This window comes from Amycolatopsis balhimycina FH 1894, assembly GCF_000384295.1.
GTDB classification, from domain to species: Bacteria; Actinomycetota; Actinomycetes; order Mycobacteriales; family Pseudonocardiaceae; genus Amycolatopsis; species Amycolatopsis balhimycina.
In genome coordinates this window covers 5,606,211-5,623,529 of sequence record NZ_KB913037.1, presented here as the reverse complement: position 1 = coordinate 5,623,529, position 17,319 = coordinate 5,606,211, and the positions used below count along the sequence as shown (strand labels likewise).

General features: G+C 64.4%; 12 protein-coding genes, 1 tRNA gene and 1 pseudogene. 11 read left to right on the top strand and 3 right to left on the bottom strand.

What is annotated here, in order from left to right:
* Window positions 1-177 precede the first annotated feature (177 nt).
* Window positions 178-1,215 carry a hypothetical protein gene (locus A3CE_RS0125380; RefSeq protein WP_020642925.1) on the top strand — a complete coding sequence of 346 codons (1,038 nt, stop codon included), beginning with the start codon at window positions 178-180 and terminating at the stop codon, window positions 1,213-1,215.
* Here the strand turns inward: A3CE_RS0125380 and A3CE_RS56700 are convergent.
* Window positions 1,199-1,867 carry a hypothetical protein gene (locus A3CE_RS56700; RefSeq protein WP_125591917.1) on the bottom strand — a complete coding sequence of 223 codons (669 nt, stop codon included), beginning with the start codon at window positions 1,865-1,867 and terminating at the stop codon, window positions 1,199-1,201. The two genes, A3CE_RS0125380 and A3CE_RS56700, sit on opposite strands and share 17 nt — an antisense overlap.
* Window positions 1,868-2,024: 157 nt before the next feature.
* Here A3CE_RS56700 and A3CE_RS0125370 point away from each other — a divergent pair, with 157 nt between their 5' ends.
* From A3CE_RS0125370 to A3CE_RS59925, 9 genes and pseudogenes are all read left to right on the top strand, one after another.
* Window positions 2,025-2,927, top strand: a complete 903-nt coding sequence (locus tag A3CE_RS0125370) for a hypothetical protein (protein WP_020642924.1) — start codon at window positions 2,025-2,027, stop codon at window positions 2,925-2,927.
* Window positions 2,928-3,068: 141 nt separating this feature from the next.
* The gene (locus tag A3CE_RS0125365; RefSeq protein ID WP_020642923.1) at window positions 3,069-3,389 is read left to right on the top strand and encodes a hypothetical protein; all 321 of its coding nucleotides are present in this window, start codon (window positions 3,069-3,071) and stop codon (window positions 3,387-3,389) included.
* The gene (locus A3CE_RS0125360) at window positions 3,382-4,548 is read left to right on the top strand and encodes a putative T7SS-secreted protein (RefSeq protein WP_020642922.1); all 1,167 of its coding nucleotides are present in this window, start codon (window positions 3,382-3,384) and stop codon (window positions 4,546-4,548) included. The genes A3CE_RS0125365 and A3CE_RS0125360 overlap by 8 nt, the downstream gene beginning before the upstream one ends.
* A 39-nt stretch (window positions 4,549-4,587) precedes the next feature.
* Window positions 4,588-5,013, top strand: coding sequence for a contact-dependent growth inhibition system immunity protein (locus A3CE_RS0125355; RefSeq protein ID WP_020642921.1), 426 nt, complete (start codon window positions 4,588-4,590; stop codon window positions 5,011-5,013).
* 550 nt (window positions 5,014-5,563) lie between these two features.
* Window positions 5,564-7,978 (top strand): HsdM family class I SAM-dependent methyltransferase, encoded by a 2,415-nt coding sequence (locus A3CE_RS0125350; protein ID WP_020642920.1) that lies wholly within the window; start codon window positions 5,564-5,566, stop codon window positions 7,976-7,978.
* Between the two features lie 94 nt (window positions 7,979-8,072).
* On the top strand, window positions 8,073-9,182 hold the full coding sequence (locus A3CE_RS55365; RefSeq protein WP_084641781.1) for a restriction endonuclease subunit S: 1,110 nt from the start codon (window positions 8,073-8,075) through the stop codon (window positions 9,180-9,182).
* Complete coding sequence (locus tag A3CE_RS0125345) at window positions 9,179-12,478, top strand: type I restriction endonuclease subunit R (protein WP_020642919.1); 3,300 nt, start codon at window positions 9,179-9,181, stop codon at window positions 12,476-12,478. Before A3CE_RS55365 ends, A3CE_RS0125345 begins: the two co-directional genes overlap by 4 nt.
* Entirely contained in the window at window positions 12,475-13,182 is a 708-nt protein-coding gene (locus A3CE_RS0125340; protein ID WP_020642918.1) for a YgjP family zinc-dependent metalloprotease, read from the top strand. Before A3CE_RS0125345 ends, A3CE_RS0125340 begins: the two co-directional genes overlap by 4 nt.
* Window positions 13,183-13,494: 312 nt before the next feature.
* Window positions 13,495-14,841 (top strand): annotated as a pseudogene (locus A3CE_RS59925) (DUF3375 domain-containing protein).
* A gap of 498 nt (window positions 14,842-15,339) precedes the next feature.
* On the opposite strand, the gene A3CE_RS0125325 reads toward A3CE_RS59925, so the two are convergent.
* A tRNA-Lys gene (locus A3CE_RS0125325) sits at window positions 15,340-15,412 on the bottom strand.
* A 308-nt stretch (window positions 15,413-15,720) separates the two neighbouring features.
* Window positions 15,721-16,539 carry a COG1361 family protein gene (locus A3CE_RS0125315; protein ID WP_020642915.1) on the bottom strand — a complete coding sequence of 273 codons (819 nt, stop codon included), beginning with the start codon at window positions 16,537-16,539 and terminating at the stop codon, window positions 15,721-15,723.
* A gap of 230 nt (window positions 16,540-16,769) precedes the next feature.
* Here A3CE_RS0125315 and A3CE_RS0125310 point away from each other — a divergent pair, with 230 nt between their 5' ends.
* Entirely contained in the window at window positions 16,770-17,315 is a 546-nt protein-coding gene (locus A3CE_RS0125310) for a DinB family protein (protein ID WP_020642914.1), read from the top strand.
* Window positions 17,316-17,319 lie beyond the last annotated feature (4 nt).

Here is a 17,319-nt window from a genome sequence, read left to right as displayed (position 1 = left end):
CTGCCTGGGCAGTGTCGCGCTGGGTTGGGTCTGGCCTACAGCGTGTCGAACCGCGATTTGCCGGTTTTCTCGGTCACTGTGAGAAGACCGACGACAGTAGCGGAGGCGCAGGTGGCGGCAACGGTAACTCGGACAAGTTCGCTGTCGACGCGGTCTCTGTTGCAGGATCGTTTGCTGGTGGCCACCTCCGCGGCGTCGGTCTCCGACGCGGTAGGCGAGGTCGTCGGCTCCGCTTTCAGCGGGCTCGTGATCGTGGACGAGCGTTGCGCTCGAGCAGCCCGCGCGGTGAAGGCGACCTATCGTTCACGTCTGATCGTCGGCAAGGACACAGCTGCATACATGCGGTACACGGCCACCCCGTCCGAGCCGATGTACCTACCGTCGATACTCGGTGGCGCGGCGCCGTCACTCGCGACCTGCATGCAAGATCAGCTCGCCGACGGCGCGGACTTCGCATTGACGCCCACTGGTCGCATCCGTGATCTCGCCTCTCTGGATGCAGCTGTCACCCAAGCCAATGCGCTCACTATTCCCGGTGTCGTGCTTGCGACCCCAGTACCGACCCGCTTATTCACTGGCAGTGAGCGGGTAAGGGCCGCCGCGATCCTGGAGCGCTCACGCCATCCCGTAGCGCTGATCGTAACTGGGCAGTTCGACCCCTTCGCTGAGGCGCAGGTCGCTGAAGGGCTGCGGGTCATCGCCTCGTCGGCAGCGGACGTATTCCTGCACCGGAGTGACTTCGCGGCGTTCGAGGCGCTCGCCCATGGCGGGCTGGGTGGGTCGATCGGGTACCTCGCCGGCCTGCGGCACACCGTCACCGGCCGTCGACCCGCCAAGACAAGGAAAGAGCCGCCGGATCGCAGTCCCATCGTGCTGCTTCCCGAGATCGACAGCTTCCGTCACCAGGCGGTGTTCGAACCATGGTTCCGCAACGCTCGTCCGCCGATCTGCTCCCGGCCCGGTTGCTGCGGACGCGATCTGACGACGCTGACGAACAAGGCTGCGGATCATGCGGTCGCGAATCGGCACAACCTGCGGGCGTGGCTCCCGCTCGGCGCGCAGCTGACGACTACCCCCGTTGCCGATCGCCGGGCGTGGCTGCACGCTTATCGCCAAGCCGTTGAGAACGCGTACGCCGACCTGCGCCGCCGGACACGGGTCAGGGCCATCACGATGGACGATAGCCAGAGGACGTGGCTCAAACTCGGATTGTGACGTCTGCTCCAGCTGTGTTCATCTGAGCGGCAAACGCCTGGTACGCCTGTTCGCGGAACAGCCATCCACCTGGCGTGAAGTAGTTTTCCCGCCAGCACTCTGGCTGCACCAGCATCTTCACGCTCGTGCCTGCCGTGACAGCCAGACCGATGCCGTACTCGGCTGCCTCATCGACGACGAGCGGTAGCTCAGCTGGCTCTCTGTCCAGAACCAGGACGCGCGTGGCGACCGGAGCGAACCGGCTCGCCGTGTTGAGGCCACGATCCCAGTCATCGTCATGAACGACCGCGAGTACCGCCGACAACGGAGGTCCGACAAGCCGTGTCACCGCACCAGCCTCGATGTTGAGGCAGCCGTGCGGTGCCCGCGACACAACGCGTCGTTCACGCGCTGACAGTGTCCGCAGCGGCATCGGCTCCCAGCGCGGAAGATTCGCCAGAACGCTCACGACTTCGAGATCACCCAGGCTTCCCGCGCGTGCCGCGACACGCCGACGGCGTTCCTGCTCGTCCGCGACCACCAGCACATCGACCTCGGCGTCCAGAAGACGCACGCCAGTGACCGGCGCGCCACCGTGCCCGACGACGCGGCCGACCGCCAGCAGCAGGTCGTTGCGTCCGGCATCGTGACCGGTCCCAGCTAGGTCTGTCACCTGACCAGAGTACGACCCTTGAGCGTCGCTTTTCGACGTTGACACGTCGAAAAGCGACGCGGATTCTGAGCTAGTGGCAGCTCCGGAGGGCAGTTCTCTCCCTGAGGGGTTCGGATGGTCCGCGGTTCGCTGGCGGCCTTCCGCTCATCACGATCCGGTGGAGGTCGCCACGCTGCACCTGCAGCACCTGCTCCTCCTCGCGGCGCGGGAGGCGTGGCAGCGGCGATCGCCAGACAAGCGTTTCACCGGTTCGGCGTTGGCTGAGCTGCTAGGAACACCGGACTCGCTCCGACCGGCGGAGAAACGCCTGGCCGGGACCCAGCGATTGCAGCTCGACGACATCGTCCGACTCGGCCTGTTGCTCGGCGACGACGTCCTCGGAGCTGTACCCGCGGCTGCGTCCGACCTGCTGCCCGAGCCGTACCAGCGGCTACTCGACGGATGGCAACCCGGCACCGGCACGCTGCCACACTTCCGGCAGCCCGGCCTCGGCGGCCTCGATTGGGTGAGCGTCGGCATCGCGCTCACCGCGTACCTCGACGCGGAGAGCGCCGCAGGCCGCGACCATCTGCTCGCCACCGACGCAGTCGCCTACGCCCTCGTGCAGTGCCTCACCGAGTGCGGCACTGACGCCAGCCGCATCGAACTCTCGGAAGACCTGACGAATGACGCCACAGTGCGAGCACTGCAGCTGGCATCACCCACGGTTACGATCTCGGTCGCGCTGGCCTACCTGCCGGATCGCATCGACCAACCGACCGCCCTGTGGCAGCGCACCGCGAACATCCTCCGCGCCGTGGCTGAGCTCGAAGCCGACGAGCGTATCCTCGTACTTGTCGCCGGACCAGCAGCCACCCGCCAGCTGCGCACTCACCTATCGAACGCGGCCACCGCAGCGCCCGGAACCGAGTTCACCCTCCGAATTCAAGCAGCGATGAGGAATCAGCCGAACGCCGGACAGCACCCGGTGGGCCCAGACCTGGACATCCTCCTGCTGGATCGGCGTGAACTTGGTGGTCACGGGATCGTGCTCGTGTCGAGCCTGACGAAGCGACGCTAGTAAGCGCGCCGACCGAGGCGCGCGGGCGCGTGTAGCCAGGGTCTCGGGCCGTTATTGACGATCACGGCCACTTGTCAATTGGTGACCGCATCCTCCACACTCGATGAGTACTGAACGTGTTCGAGGGGGCTGGTTTCAGTAGTGGACGGTCCTGGGTTCCACGTCGAGGTCGGCAAGGTCGAGGAAGCGGCGAACGGCATCAAGCACAGCGTGACCGACCAGTCGAGCTTCGAGCTGCGCGACCTGTGCGGCGACACCCGCCTGTACGGACACGACGGCATCCACAACGCGCTGATGAACTTCTGCGTCCGCTGGAGCGATGGTCTCGACATCTTGACCGACGACGCGGACGCGATCGGCAATGTGCTGACCAGGGCAGCTGCCGCGTACCGGGCCACGGACTCCGCTGCTGCCGGCTCGCTCACCGCTGACCCGGGTCAGGGACCGGTGGACGATGGCTGAACTCGGAGACACCACCGACCCGGCAACCCTCGTCCCAGGCAAGCCCGAAGCGATCGAGGAGAACGCCCGCGTACTGAAGGCCCGAGGCGATCTCGCCGGCCAGGCCGCCGACGGACTCAAAGCCATCGACTCTGGAGCCTGGGAAGGCCCCGCCGCCCGCGCGTTCCACGACAAGTTCAGCTACGAACCGAACAAGTGGTTCGACGCCGCCGACGCCCTGCACCGCGGCGAATCACTGCTGACCGACTACGCGCGCACTCTCCGCTGGGCCCAAACCCAAGCCGGCGAAGCCATCGCCCAGTGGAACAACGCCCAAGCCGCCACTCAACAGGCCAAAACCCGGCACGACGCCGCCACAGCCGAGGCTCAGGCCAACAACCAGCCGCCGCCAACGTTCACCGATCCGGGTGAAGCTGGACGGCAAGCTGCCCGTGACACGCTGAGCCGGGCCCGAGCACAGCTGACGGAGGCCGGGGATTCCATCGCCGGCATGCTCGACACCGAAGCGGACGTCGCGCCACAAGAGTCCAGCTGGCTCGATGACGCTGGCAACTTCCTCGCCGACCTCGGCACCCACGCGGCAAACAGCCTCGCCTCGTTCGGTAACGCCATGCTCAACCACCCGGTCGACACCGCCGCCGCAGTCGGCGGAATCGCGCTGACCACGATCAGCTCAGCGGGAGAAGGCGCCGGCATCGCCCTCGACGCCACCGGCGTCGGCGCCATCGCCGGCGTACCCCTCAACGCAGTGTCTGCAGCCGGCATCGCCGCCGGCGGAACGATGACCGTCGGCGCGGTCGGCGACCTCGCCCGACACGCCATGACCGACGACCACGTCGAACCCGTCAAGCCCCGCGCCAACCCGACCAAGCCCACCAAGACGGACCGGCTCAAGGAACACCTCACCGACAAGGACCTCGACGGAGCCCGCCGCGAGCTGAACGGCGAAGTCGTAGCCCGAAAGGGCGACGGCACACCTTGGGACCACGTCACCGAAGTCAGAGAGGCCCAAAACGGCCTCTCGAACCAGATCAACCGGCTAAAACGCCAGCTCAGCGACTCCCGACTGGCGCCCGAAAACCGGCCCGCCATCGAGGCCGAGCTGTCCGAGGCCAGCCGACTGCTCGACTACAGTGAGCAGTGGGTACCACGCGGATAGCAGCCCCAAGCACGACCACCACAGCTGACACGAGGAGCCATGGGGACCAGTCCTGACGTCGACGAATCGCTCACCCTCGAGCAGATCGAAGACCACCGCTGGGGCAACCCACCAGCCGACGCAACCCGGCTGATCAAAACCGTCTACGAGCTGCGCCACAAGCCGATCAGTGCGATGGACATCGAAGACCTTCGCCTGCTCCTGCTCCAGCAGGAGAGCCTCGACGTGCTGGTCCCCGTCGCGCTGAACCACCTCGAGCAGAACCCACTCGCCGAAGGCGACTTCTACCCCGGCGACCTGCTTACAGCCGTGCTAAAGAGCCCGCACGCGTACTGGCAGCAGCACCCCGACCAGTATCGCCGCGCTTCAGCCGTGATCACAGCAGTCGAGGCCCTTGGCAACCTCGACGACAAGGACGCGCCACACGACACCATCTGGCAACAGATCCATATATTCCGCGGCTAACGTCCGCTGGGTACTTCCAGCCTCTGTTTACATCGGGGTGGCGTTTCATGCCATCGCTACCGCGACCCCACTATTCGGCATTCCGGTCAGGTACAGGGACCCGACCTCTGCGGTTCACCTCGAGCGATAGACGAGGGTTACGAGGGTTCAGGCGGCCGCTTGGAGTGACTACTTGAACTTCTCAGGACGGTGGCCGGCGAACGCGAAGGACTCACCAAGGTCGTCAACACCCCTAGCTGGACAATAGACGCCCCGGCTCCGTGTACGACACCGAATGCCACCGCCTACCCAACGTGACCCGCGATGTACAGGACGGCGCCCTCTAGTTCGGCTCGCCCAAGACACCCATATCCACAGTTCGTCGAACGAGAGCACCAAGCCTGTCGAGCGCCCCGCCTCCACAAAGTGCAGTCTACGTGAGCCGCATGCAAAGGACCGGGCGCAAGGAGACCGGCACGGTTCTATCGCCCCTCACGGCTAAGGTTGCAGGATGTAGCTCCGCCTGAGCCGCCTCGGGCTCAGAAGCGAGGGCTGCCACGCGACAGGAAGGATGAGCTACCGGATGCCTCGCTTGACTTTGCCGCAGCTGGAGCGGCATCTGTTCGCCGCTGCCGACGTGCTGCGCGGCTCCATGGAGGCCTCAGCCTACAAGGAGTACATCTTCGGGATGCTATTCCTGAAATATGCCTCCGACCAGTTCGAGTCGGAGCGGCAGCAGGTCATCTCGGAGCAGCGGGCCAGGGGACGTAGTCAGGCCGAGGCCGAGCAGCGGGCCGAGTCGCCTTCCTTCTATCGCACGTTCTACGTCCCGCACCGGGCACGCTGGGACCAGATTCGCGATCATCTCCACAAGTCTGTCGGCAGTGGGCTTAACAAGGCGCTGGAGGATCTTGAACACAGCAACCGGTCGCTAGACGGGGTGCTGCAGCACATCGACTTCAACCGCAAGATCGGTCAGTCGTCGATGTCCGACAAGAAGCTGCGCGAGTTGATCGCACACTTCAACAAGGTGCCGCTGCGCCAGCAGGACTTTGAGTTCCCCGACCTCCTCGGCGCCGCCTACGAGTACCTAATCCGGGACTTTGCTGACTCGGCCGGCAAGAAGGGCGGTGAGTTCTACACGCCACGCGACGTCGTCCGCCTGATGGTACAGATCGCTGACCCGCTGCCTGGCATGAGCGTATACGACCCGTGCACCGGCTCGGGTGGCATGCTGATCCTCTCCAAGGAGTACGTCGAGGAGTCGGGAGGCGACGGACGCAACCTCGCCCTCGCCGGCCAAGAGAAAGACGGCAGCGTCTGGGCAATCTCCAAGATGAACATGCTGCTCCACGGCATCCCCGATGCTGATCTCCGCAACAACGACGACGGCACGCTCGAAGACCCAGCGCACATCACCGGCGGAGAGCTACAGCGGTTCGATCGGGTGATCACCAACCCGCCCTTTTCCATGAATTACTCGGCCGACGCCATCCCATTCCCCGAGCGGTTCCGCTACGGCCACACTCCAGAGAAGGGTAAAAAAGCTGACCTGATGTTCGTCCAGCACATGCTGGCGGTCACCCGGACTGGTGGCCTTGTCACCACGGTCATGCCGCACGGCGTGCTGTTCCGCAGCGGGGATGAGGGAAAGATCCGTAGCGGCTTCCTCAACGACGACCTGATCGAGGCGGTCATCGGCCTCGGCCCCCAGCTGTTCTACGGAACCGGCATCCCGGCCTGCATCCTCGTGCTGAGGCCGGTCGGCTCGAAGCCGAAGAACCGTGCCGGCAAAGTACTCTTCATCAACGCGGACCGAGACTACCGCGAGGGTCGGGCGCAGAACTACCTGGAGCCCGAGCACATCGAGAAGATCGTCTCAGCCTATCGCACCTTTGAGGACGTCCCTGGCTTCGCGCGCGTCGTCTCCCGAGGTGAGCTGGCCGCGAACGACGACAGCCTCAACATCCGCCACTACGTCGACACCACACCCGAACCAGAGCCGCAGGACGTAAGGGCGCACCTACATGGCGGTATCCCAAAGCACGAGGTGAAGGCAAAGGCAGACCTGTTCTCGGCGCACGGGCTTGCCCCGGACCATCTCTTCGCGCCCTATAGCGACAATTACCTACAGTTTGCCGATGTCGTCTCGGAGCGCCGCGACCTCATGCGCTTGATCGAATCAGATTCGGGTGTTGTCCGCGCCGAGGAGGCTGTGACTGGCGCTATTGGGTTGTGGTGGAAGGCCGCAGAGCCCCGCTTTGACAAGCTTGAGTCAGCCGCCGACTTGGTGGACCTCCGCAAGGAATTCATCGAAACGTTCCGCATTGCGCTGGAGACCACGCCTCTGTTTGACCAGTTTGCGGTTAGTGGCGTCATAGCGTCCTGGTGGGGCGCCAACCTGCCGGACCTCAAGGCGCTGGCCACCCTCGGCTACCGCGGGCTCATCGAGGCCTGGGTCACCACAGTTCTCGATGCGCTGGAGGAAGAGAAGGCCAAGGTCAACCCACTCGACCACAAGGTAGCCTGGGCGCTGCTACCCGACTATCTCGGCCGCCTGGCCGCGCTTGAGGCTGAGGCGACGGAGTTGGATGGTGCGATCAAGGCCGCCAACACCTCAGAGGACGATGAGGACACGGCAGCCGCCGAGGAATCCCTCTCTCCAGCCGAGCTCACGAAACTAAAGGGGAAGCTGAGGGCTGCCAAGAAGCAGCTCAAGTCTGAAAAAGCAGCCTTCGCGGATCAGCTCGCGACAGCCAGCAATACCCTCGACGAGACGTCGGCCCGCCAGATCGTCCTCGAGGCGTTGGAACACGATCTTTTGACTGAGGCCGAAGACCGGATCACTAGAAACCGACGGGCCGTGATTGCAGCCTTCGAGACCTGGTGGGATAAGTATCGGACGCCACTCTCGACGCTCGAAGCCCAACGCGAAGCAGCCGCCGCGACCCTCGCAGGAATGCTGAAGGAGCTTGGCTTTGAGTGACCGAATCTTACAGAAGTATGTTCCCCATATCCCGCCCGGATGGAGCTGTCAGAAGATTGGGGACTCACTAGAGGCAGTCGACGAACCAATCTCCATGTCGGACAACGAAAAATATGACCTTGTAAGTATTCGTCGTCGCTACGGAGGCCTCTTCTACCGCGAGACCCTAAAAGGCCGTGATATCTTTACAAAAACGCTGCGTCGCATCGTTCCTGGAGCCTTCATAATCGCTCGCATGCAAGTTGTACATGGCGCCGTGGCCTATGTATCTGAAGATTTCGAGGGAATGTGCATTTCCAAGAGTTACAGCCAGTTTGTCGGACGGCCAGGTTGTAGCACTAAATATTTCTCAATGCTGGCTCAGAGCCCGATGATGGCAGAGTATTTTATGGACGCCAGCCACGGTGTTGTCATCGAAAAAATGACTTTTGATCAGGATCGATGGCTTGATTTCAATATTGTACTACCTCCAATAGACGAGCAGTGCAAGATTGTCGATACGATCGACGCAGTGGATGCGCGGATAGCTGTCGCCGAAGAGGGTGCCGCGAAGCTCGACATGCTAAAAGCAGCGCTCTATCAATCACTGTTTGACGACGACTCCCTGCCGTTCGTGCCCCTTAGCGAAGTTGCCGAGATACGAAACGGTTCGACTCCTTCTCGAATTCGCAAGGACTACTGGCAGAGAGGATCTATTGCGTGGCTCGCGAGCGGCAAGGTTAACGACTATCGAATCACTACGCCGTCCGAACCGATCACAGAAAGGGCCGTCAGCGAGTGTCACCTCCGCATCCTTCCGGCAGGCTCGGTGGTGGTTGGGATGATCGGTCAAGGCAAGACGCGAGGCATGGCTGCGCGGGTTGAGATCAACGCCGCAATAAATCAAAACCTTGCAGGGATCGTTCCGGGTCTACGTCTACGCGGCGCATATCTCCATCACTACCTCGTACACAGCTACCAGAAGTTGCGGAGCGGCGGACGCGGAAGCAACCAGGACGCCCTTACCACCGGCTTGGTCGCTCAGTTCAAAGTTCCGGTACCCACCGCCGAAGAGCAACAGCGAATTGCAAGCGTGCTTGATGCCCTGGATCAGCGAATCAGTGCAGAACGGGAGGTTGTCGCCAAACTGACGGCACAGAAGGGCGGCCTACTGGCTGACCTACTTAGGGGCCGAGTTCGGGTGCCTCTAGAGGTCATCTCATGAGCCCGGGCCCCGAGTACACCGATGTTGAAAAGCCACTGCTGGACCAGCTGGCGGGCTTCAAATGGCAAGTGATCGCGGGGTCGAATTCTGATCCGGCGATTACCGAGCGCGACTCTTTCCGGACCACGGTCCTCCAGGGCCGTCTACGGGCGGCGCTGCTAAGGATCAACCCGCGTCCAGATGGTTCGCCGTGGTTGGACGACTCACGTCTATCCGAGGCGGTCTCGTCGCTGACACGGTCTGAAGTCGGCAAGCTCATCGAACTCAATGAGAAGATGACTGAGCGCCTTCTTGCCGGCGTGTCCGTGTCGGGTCTGCCCGATTGGGACCAGGGCCGGTCACAGCGGATCCGGTTCATCGACTTCAACAATCCCGACAATAACGACTTTCTGGCGATCAGACAGTTCCGCGTCGATGAACCCGGTGGCCAAGCAAAGAAGTTCGTGGCGCCGGATGTGGTGCTATTTGTTAACGGCATCCCGCTGGTAGTCATCGAGTGCAAGAGCCCGTACATCACCGACCCGATGGCCGAGGGCATCACCCAGCTACGCCGCTACGCCAACCAGCGTCACCTCGGCTTGTCCGAGGGCAACGAGCAGTTGTTCTGGACTAACCAGTTGGTGGTCTCGACATACGGTGACCAGGCACGCGTCGCGACCTTCACCGCCGGACCGGAGCACTTCTTGGAATGGAAGGACGCCTTCCCACTCACCCGCGAAGAGCTAGCAGCTCAGCTCGGCAAGCCCGCGGCCGAGCTGACCGGGCAAGAGTTACTCACTGCCGGGATGTTGGCGCCGTCGAATCTGCTCAATCTCGTCCGGCACTTCACTCTCTTCACGGAGGTCAACGGCAAGCGGATCAAGATCGTCGCCCGCTACCAGCAGTACCGGGCCGTCGGCCGGGCGCTCATGCGCCTCCGGACCGGCACGGCGCGAGCCCAGGACGGAGAGAGCGATCGCCGTGGCGGCCTGATCTGGCACACCCAAGGCTCGGGTAAGTCCCTGACCATGGTGTTCCTGGTGCGGGCGATGCGCTCGGATCCAGTGCTGCGCGCATTCAAGGTCGTGGTCATCACTGACCGGACCGACCTCGAGAAACAGCTCTCCAAGACCGCCAAGCTATCTGGTGAGGGCGTCGTCCGGGCACGACGCACGGCTCAGCTACGCACACTCCTGGCGGAGAAGGGCCCTGCGCTCGTCTTCGCCATGATCCAGAAGTACCGAGACACAGACACCGCTGGCGCTGGCGAGGCCCGCATGGTCGCGGACGAGAAGACCGAGGCACTCGGTGTCTTGAATACCGACGAGACCGTCGTGATCCTCGTCGACGAGGCGCACCGCTCCCAAACTTCGACGCTGCACGCCAATCTCATGGCGGCGCTGCCGAATGCTGCCAAGATAGGCTTTACCGGAACGCCGATCATGCGCGAGGGCAAGAAGCGCACGGACGCCATATTCGGTTCGTTCATCGACAAGTACACGATTCGCCAGGCTGAGCATGACGGCGCCGTCGTCCCCATCTTCTACGAGGGGCGCACCGCCAAGGGGGCCGTGGCCGGCGGAAGTGACCTTGACGAACTGTTCGAGGACATGTTCGCCGAGCACACCGACGAGGAGATTGAGAAGCTCAAGGCGCGTTACGCCACGACCGGCGCGGTGCTGGAAGCGCCGAAACTCATCGCAGCCAAGGCGAAGTCAATTCTCTGGCATTACGTATCAACGGTGCTGCCCGGTGGTTTCAAGGCGCAGCTGTCAGCCACCAGCCGCCTCGCCACGGTTCGGTACCGCAGAGCGCTCGTCGCCGCCCGGGACGACCTCGTCGCTCAGATCGAGCGCCTGCCGCAGCATCTCGTGCGCGGCGCCGAGGACGGCAGCCTCGATATCGATGGCCTCGATCGACGCAAGCAGGTTCTGGTTCGGGCCTTGCCACACCTTGATCTGATCCGGATCCTGGACTTCGTCCCGATCATCTCAGGCAGCAACAATGATGACCCGACCTGGCTGCAGTGGACCGACAAGTCCCGTCAGGACGCGGCTATCGCCGAGTTCAAAGATCCGTTGGGCCTCCCGGGCAAGCAGACGAGTCCGGTCGCCTTCCTGTTGGTACGCACGATGTTGCTGACCGGCTTCGATGCCCCAGTCGAGCAGGCACTCTACCTCGACCGCTTCATCCAGGACGCCGAGCTGCTCCAGGCCATCGCGCGTGTCAACCGGACCAGCCCGGGCAAAGCCGCCGGCCTCCTTATCGACTACTTCGGCGTTGGCGCCCACCTCCAGAAGGCGTTGCAGGCCTATGCACCCGAGGACGCCGAGGATGCGATCGGGGCTCTGGCGTCGATCACCGACGAAGTGCCGAAGCTGGGCGATCGGCACGCCCGGGTGGTGGCGCTCTTCGCCCAGGCGGGTATCGAGACGTTCGATCTGGACGAGGATATCGAGGCCTGTGTCGATCTGCTTTCGGACGAGGCCCTCAGGGCCCGGTTTGGTGTGCTGCTGAAGCAGTTCCTCACCACGCTCGACACGGTCCTGCCCCGGCCAGAGGCGCTGCCCTTCGCGGCCGACGCTAAGCGGCTTGGCCTGATCCAGAGGGTCGCACGGCGACGTTACCGAGACGACGGTCTCGGAGAATTCAACGCCTCGCTGTACGGCGAGAAGGTGCGCGCTTTGATCGACGAGCACGTCACGGCACTCGACATCGCGACCAAGATCCCGCCCGTCTCGGTCACTGACCCAGACTTCCTCGCGAAGGTTAAGGGCCTCACCTCCGACAAGGCCAAAGCCTCGGAGATGGAGCACGCCCTTCGCTTCCACATCCGCAAGAACTTCGACGAGGATCCCGCTCGCTACACCAAGCTCTCCGAGCGACTCGACGAGATCCTGAAGACGTTGACCGGCAAGTGGGAGCAGCTCAGCCTCGCACTCGAGGTGCTGCTTGGCGATGTTGTCGACGAGCCGGTGTCGGGGCGTGCGCACGAGGACCCACTCATTGCCCGGTTCTACGGCCTTCTGGAGAGCGAGGTCGCCACCAGCGCGACCCTGCCCGACGAAATTCGGGTGGACATCATGCATCTCGCACAGGACGTCGTCGTCGAGGTGACGGGACACGCGGGCATCGTCAGGTTCTGGCACAACCCACATGCCCAGGATGAGCTACGTAAGGACATCATCCACCAGTTGGACAACCGTGACCTGTTTCCATTCTCCGAACAGACAGCCATTGCTGACCGCCTCATGGAGCTGGCTCGAGCTAACCAGTCTTTGATCAGGGAGCAACTGCGCACACGGAGGCGCTCATGACCTCCGTTCTCCAGCTCGACGAGTTGCGTGTGCCGGTCGAGGTCGTTGGCAGCAGCCGCAGGGCTCGGCTCACCGTTGAAGCCGACGGATCACTGCGTCTGAGGGCTGCTGAAGACGTAGCGACCGAGGAACTGCAGCAATTCCTGGCGTCAAAACGCGACTGGGTTTACCGCAAGCTCGCGGAGAAGGAGGTGCTGCAGCACGAGCCCGTCACCAAGGAACTCGTCGACGGCGAGGGCTTTCTGTACCTGGGTCGCAGCCATAGGTTGAAGATCGACGACGTGGACGGCGCCGTCCGTTTGGAACGCGGCCGGCTCGTGCTACCTCGATACCTCGTCGAAATAGGGGAAGCGAGTCTGATCGCTTGGTACCGGCGCTGCGGCGAGGCCTGGTTGCGCCCCCGCTCAAAGGCGTGGGCAGAGCGACTACGAGTCGATGCGGGGCCCATCGAAGTGGCAGACCTCGGCCAGAAGTGGGGAAGCGCCACGGCGGGACGGCGCGTGCGCCTCCACTGGGCGGCGCTCCAGCTGTCACCGCCGCTCGTTGACTACGTGTTGGCGCACGAACTCGCACATCTGCGCGAGCCTCACCACGGCCCTGTGTTCTGGCAGCTGCTCGCTCGCGTCATGCCTGACTACGAAGAACGAAAGCAGGATCTGGCCAAACGGGGCACCTGCCTTTGGTTTGGGGAACGACGTGACTGAGCTGATGTCACTTTCTGATTAGACGACACGACAGTGGCGGTCGCTTGCTCCACACAAACCACAGCGCCTCACGGCGCACGATGCCGGTGATCAACGCGTTCGGTGACCGCTGGCTGGCCGCCGAAACCTACTAATGAACAACGCCGGAAACGCCGTTACGGGATAGACCCGATGAAATCTCGCAGTGCCGACGTGCATCCTCCTGCCAGCAGAGCGGCACCTGTTCGGGGAACTCGATCGCGGCGCAGGTACAGGTAGGGCCCCGGTCGCGGAAGCTGACTGTGTTGTTCTCACGTTCTACACTGAGTGGCGATGGGTACACGAGGCGTTGAAGGTGCATATCAGGGGGCGCTCCGGGCGTTTCAGAACCCGATGCTGGCCCTGCTCCACCGGACGCACGCGCCGTTCGTGGTGACGGTGCTGGCGATGGTGTTCACTGCGGAGCGGCCGATGGTGGCCGTGGCGGACTCGCACGCGGAGATCAACGACGCCCTCGACCAGTTACGGGCCACGGGCTACGGCGACGAGGACAACCAGCCGCTGCCCGCTGGAAACGCGCGGGACCTGTGCAGGCAGTGGGTGCAGGCTGGGTGGCTGGTGCGTCAGGTATCCGATGATGACGTCGAGGTGTACCGGCTGTCCGCGTACGGCGTTGGTGCACTCGAAGTCGCCGGACGGGTCGGCGGAGCGCGGACCAGGGTGTCGGAGTCCCGGGTCAGGACGTTGCCGGAGGCGATCGAGCGGCTCGCGCAGGACGCCGATCCGGACGTTACGGCCCGGATAGCGCGCCTTCACGAGGAGATCCAGCAGCGTCAGGAGGAGCTCACCCGGCTAGAACAGGGCGGTGCCGTCGAGACGGTCGAGGACGAGCAGCTGCTTGAGGCGGCCGAACGTACTACACCTGGCGCGTGAGCTGCCCGCGGACTTCGCCCGTGTGGCGGAATCGATCAAAGCCATGCAGCGCGACGTCGTTGCCGAGTTGCGGCACGACGTGCGGCCGACTGGTGAGGTGCTCCGTGAGTACCTGGCCCGCGGCCAGCGGATCCTGGACGCGACACCGGAAGGCCGCGCGTTCGCGGGGGCGTTGCGTTTGATCGGCGACCCGGCGCAGATCGATGACCTGTGGAGCCGGCTGCGCACGGTGCTACGGCACCGGTCGCCGACCTGCTGCCGGAGCAGCAGCGGCGAGAACTCACCGACATTTCGCGACGGATCGAACAGGGCGTCAAGGAGGTGCTGACCGCGCAGCGGCAGGCATCCCATGTGATCACCACCCAGGTCCGCAACCACGATCCGATGCGCGACCGCGAGGTGGACGAACTGCTGAGAGACGTGATGTCCGGTTGCCACAAGTGGGTTCCTGGCTCACGCCGCGGCGAGGCCATCGAACCGCTCCGTCGCCTGCCGGTGGCCGACGTCGGACACCTGCGGCAACGTATGAGCGACCTGCGGCCTCGCTGTCGCTGGCTGCCGGCAACGACCTCAAAAGCGTCCAGGAGATGCTCGGACACGCCTCGATGTCCTTCACTGCTGACCACTACGTCTCGCTCTACCCCGGCACCCGCCACCAGGCCGCCGAGAAGATCAGCGCGTCCCTGTTCGCCGCACCGTCGGGCCGTACGCACCGGGCACGGCTCCCGCTCCACTGCCGACGCGTAGCGGGCGGTGCTGCCCAGCGCCGTCACATGTCGACAACTGCCGCAGAACCTGACCCTCGGACGACAAATCCGCAGGTTCGCCGCCTTCGCTAGCGCCAAATGTCGGCCTTGAACTGGGTAAACACGGTCTACGTTGCTGCGGCCGAGCACCACGGGACTCCGATGCGTCTCCGTTCGTCATGCCGTGCCGAACCGCTCCGGCACCGCCAGCAGCCTACGGGCCACACCCGCGGACACACCACGCCCGGCGAACACAAGATCAGAAAGCGACGACAAGAAGACACCGACCGCGCACCGCCGCAACGACGATTTCCCTGCAACAGCAACCAAAACTGACCGCTACCGCCAGATCGAACATTCGCCGCCAGCACGAACTCGGCAGGCCGAACCGATCACCGGAACCTGTGACCTCGGCCACACAACGGGCCACACGGATGCACCTGACCTGCGGAAAGATCGTCAAATCGAACATTTCCGCAGGTCAGAAGCATGATCGTAGTGGGCCGCCTGGGGCTCGAACCCAGAACCTACGGATTAAAAGTCCGCAGCTCTACCAATTGAGCTAACGGCCCGTACCCTCAGTTTAGCCAGGCCCCCGTCACCCGGTCGCACGCCGGGTCCGGCTGGGGGTGCGCGGGAGGTCAAAACTGGTTCTCTCCGGGTGGGTGGCCATGATGCCTGGTTCGCTGCTGATCCTCACCGAACCGCCCGGGCCGGGAAGTCGGCCGTTGCGCGATTGGTCACCAAAGACGCTCCGCGGGCGGCCGTGCAGTTGCACACCGACGACGCGGTTCGCCGGGCGCGGGCCGCGGCGTTCGCACTCTGAAACTCCTGAATGGACGGACCGCGCGGGGCCCGGCGGGCCCCGCGCGTCAGGCCGTCAGCACTGCACGTAAAGACCGGTGAAGGCGGTGCACTTCTTCGACGCCTTGTCGTTGGTCGTGTCCGGGTCGGCCGGGGTGCTCGCCGCGCGCTGGGCCGTGGCCGTGAACGGGCCCCACGCGAAGAAGCCACCCTCCGAGGTGAACTTCGCCGTGGCCGACGCGCCCGGGGCCAGGGTGCCGATCGTGCAGCTCAGGGCCGCTCCCGAGCGGGTGCAGCCGGTCATCGAGACGACCGTGCGGTTCGCACCGGGGCTGGCCGTCACGCGGACGCCGGTCGCCGTGGCCGGGCCGGTGTTCGACACCTTGATCGCGTACTCGACGCGGCCGACCAGGCCGATGCGCGGAGTGGCGGTCAGCGCGACCTTGACGTCGGCCTCGTCCGGCGGGGCGATCGTGACCGCCGGGCCGTCTTCGACGGCGAACGCGTAGTTGTCGCCGGCGAACTGGTGCTGCAGCGTGAACTGGCCGGGCTGGACGTCGTCCTTGACGCGGAAGGTGAACTTCACCGTCCGGCTCTCGCCCGCGGCCAGATCGCCGACGCCGCCGCGGAAGCTGCTGAGGTACGGCGAGCACGGCGCGACCGAACCGGTGCAGGAGACGAGGTCGACCAGGTCGACGATCGGCTTCTCCTTGGCGTAGAGCGCCGCCTTCGCGCCGGTGACCGTGAAGTCCGTCGGGTTGTACAGCTGCTCCGTGACCGAGAACGTGTCGCCGGCGTGCACGGTGGTCGCGCTGACGTCGATCGTGCTCGCTGGTGGCGCCGCGGCCGCCACGGTGGGCGCCGCGAACAGCGCCGCCATGGTCAACGCGGCCATTACTCCGGTTCGCTGCATAGTCGTGATCTCCTGGTTCCGAACCGAGGGGTGCCGCTCCGACCGGTGGGGCTGGCTTGCGCAGCAGGGTGACGATCATCAGATCGCCGCACCCGAAAATTCGTTACCGGGTTCGTGAAAGCGTGCTTGAACTGGGCTTTCCACCCGGTTGCCCGATCACCGGCCACCACGACGGCCCGAAAATTGTCGGACCCCCGTGGCACGCTCCGCACATGACCGAACACACCACCGTCCCGACCACCTACGGCCCGCGGCTGAGCGGCGAACGCAGCGACCCGGCTCCTCTGGGAGACGAGCGGCAGGCCCTCACCGAGAGCCTCGAGTACTACCGGCGCACCTTCGAGCTGAAGTGCACCGGCCTGGACCCCGGGCAGCTGTCCGAACGCTCGGTACCACCGTCGACGCTGACCCTGCACGGCCTGCTCCGGCACCTCACCGGCTGCGAACGGTGGTGGTTCCGGATCCAGTTCGCGGGCGAGGCCGTCCCGAACCTCTACTACTCCGACGACGACCCGGACCAGGACTTCACCGAGCTGGACGGTGACGTCGGCGAGGCGTTTTCGTTGTGGCACGCCGAATGCGAGCGGTCGAGGGAGATCGTCGCGGCGAGTCCCCTGGACCGGACCGGCACCCGCCTCAGCACCGGCGAACCGTTCACCCTGCGCTGGCTGATGCTGCGCATGATCGGCGAGTACGCGCGGCACATCGGCCAGGCCGACCTGCTCCGCGAGCGGATCGACGGCGCGACCGGCGAATGACGGC

Coding starts and splice junctions, on each gene's coding strand:
- A3CE_RS55365 (WP_084641781.1), top strand. CDS start 8,073: ATGTCGGACAACGAAAAATATGACCTTGTAAGTATTCGTCGTCGCTAC.
- A3CE_RS0125360 (WP_020642922.1), top strand. CDS start 3,382: ATGGCTGAACTCGGAGACACCACCGACCCGGCAACCCTCGTCCCAGGC.
- A3CE_RS0125355 (WP_020642921.1), top strand. CDS start 4,588: ATGGGGACCAGTCCTGACGTCGACGAATCGCTCACCCTCGAGCAGATC.
- A3CE_RS0125315 (WP_020642915.1), bottom strand. CDS start 16,539: ATGGCCGCGTTGACCATGGCGGCGCTGTTCGCGGCGCCCACCGTGGCG.
- A3CE_RS0125340 (WP_020642918.1), top strand. CDS start 12,475: ATGACCTCCGTTCTCCAGCTCGACGAGTTGCGTGTGCCGGTCGAGGTC.
- A3CE_RS0125345 (WP_020642919.1), top strand. CDS start 9,179: ATGAGCCCGGGCCCCGAGTACACCGATGTTGAAAAGCCACTGCTGGAC.
- A3CE_RS0125310 (WP_020642914.1), top strand. CDS start 16,770: ATGACCGAACACACCACCGTCCCGACCACCTACGGCCCGCGGCTGAGC.
- A3CE_RS0125350 (WP_020642920.1), top strand. CDS start 5,564: ATGAGCTACCGGATGCCTCGCTTGACTTTGCCGCAGCTGGAGCGGCAT.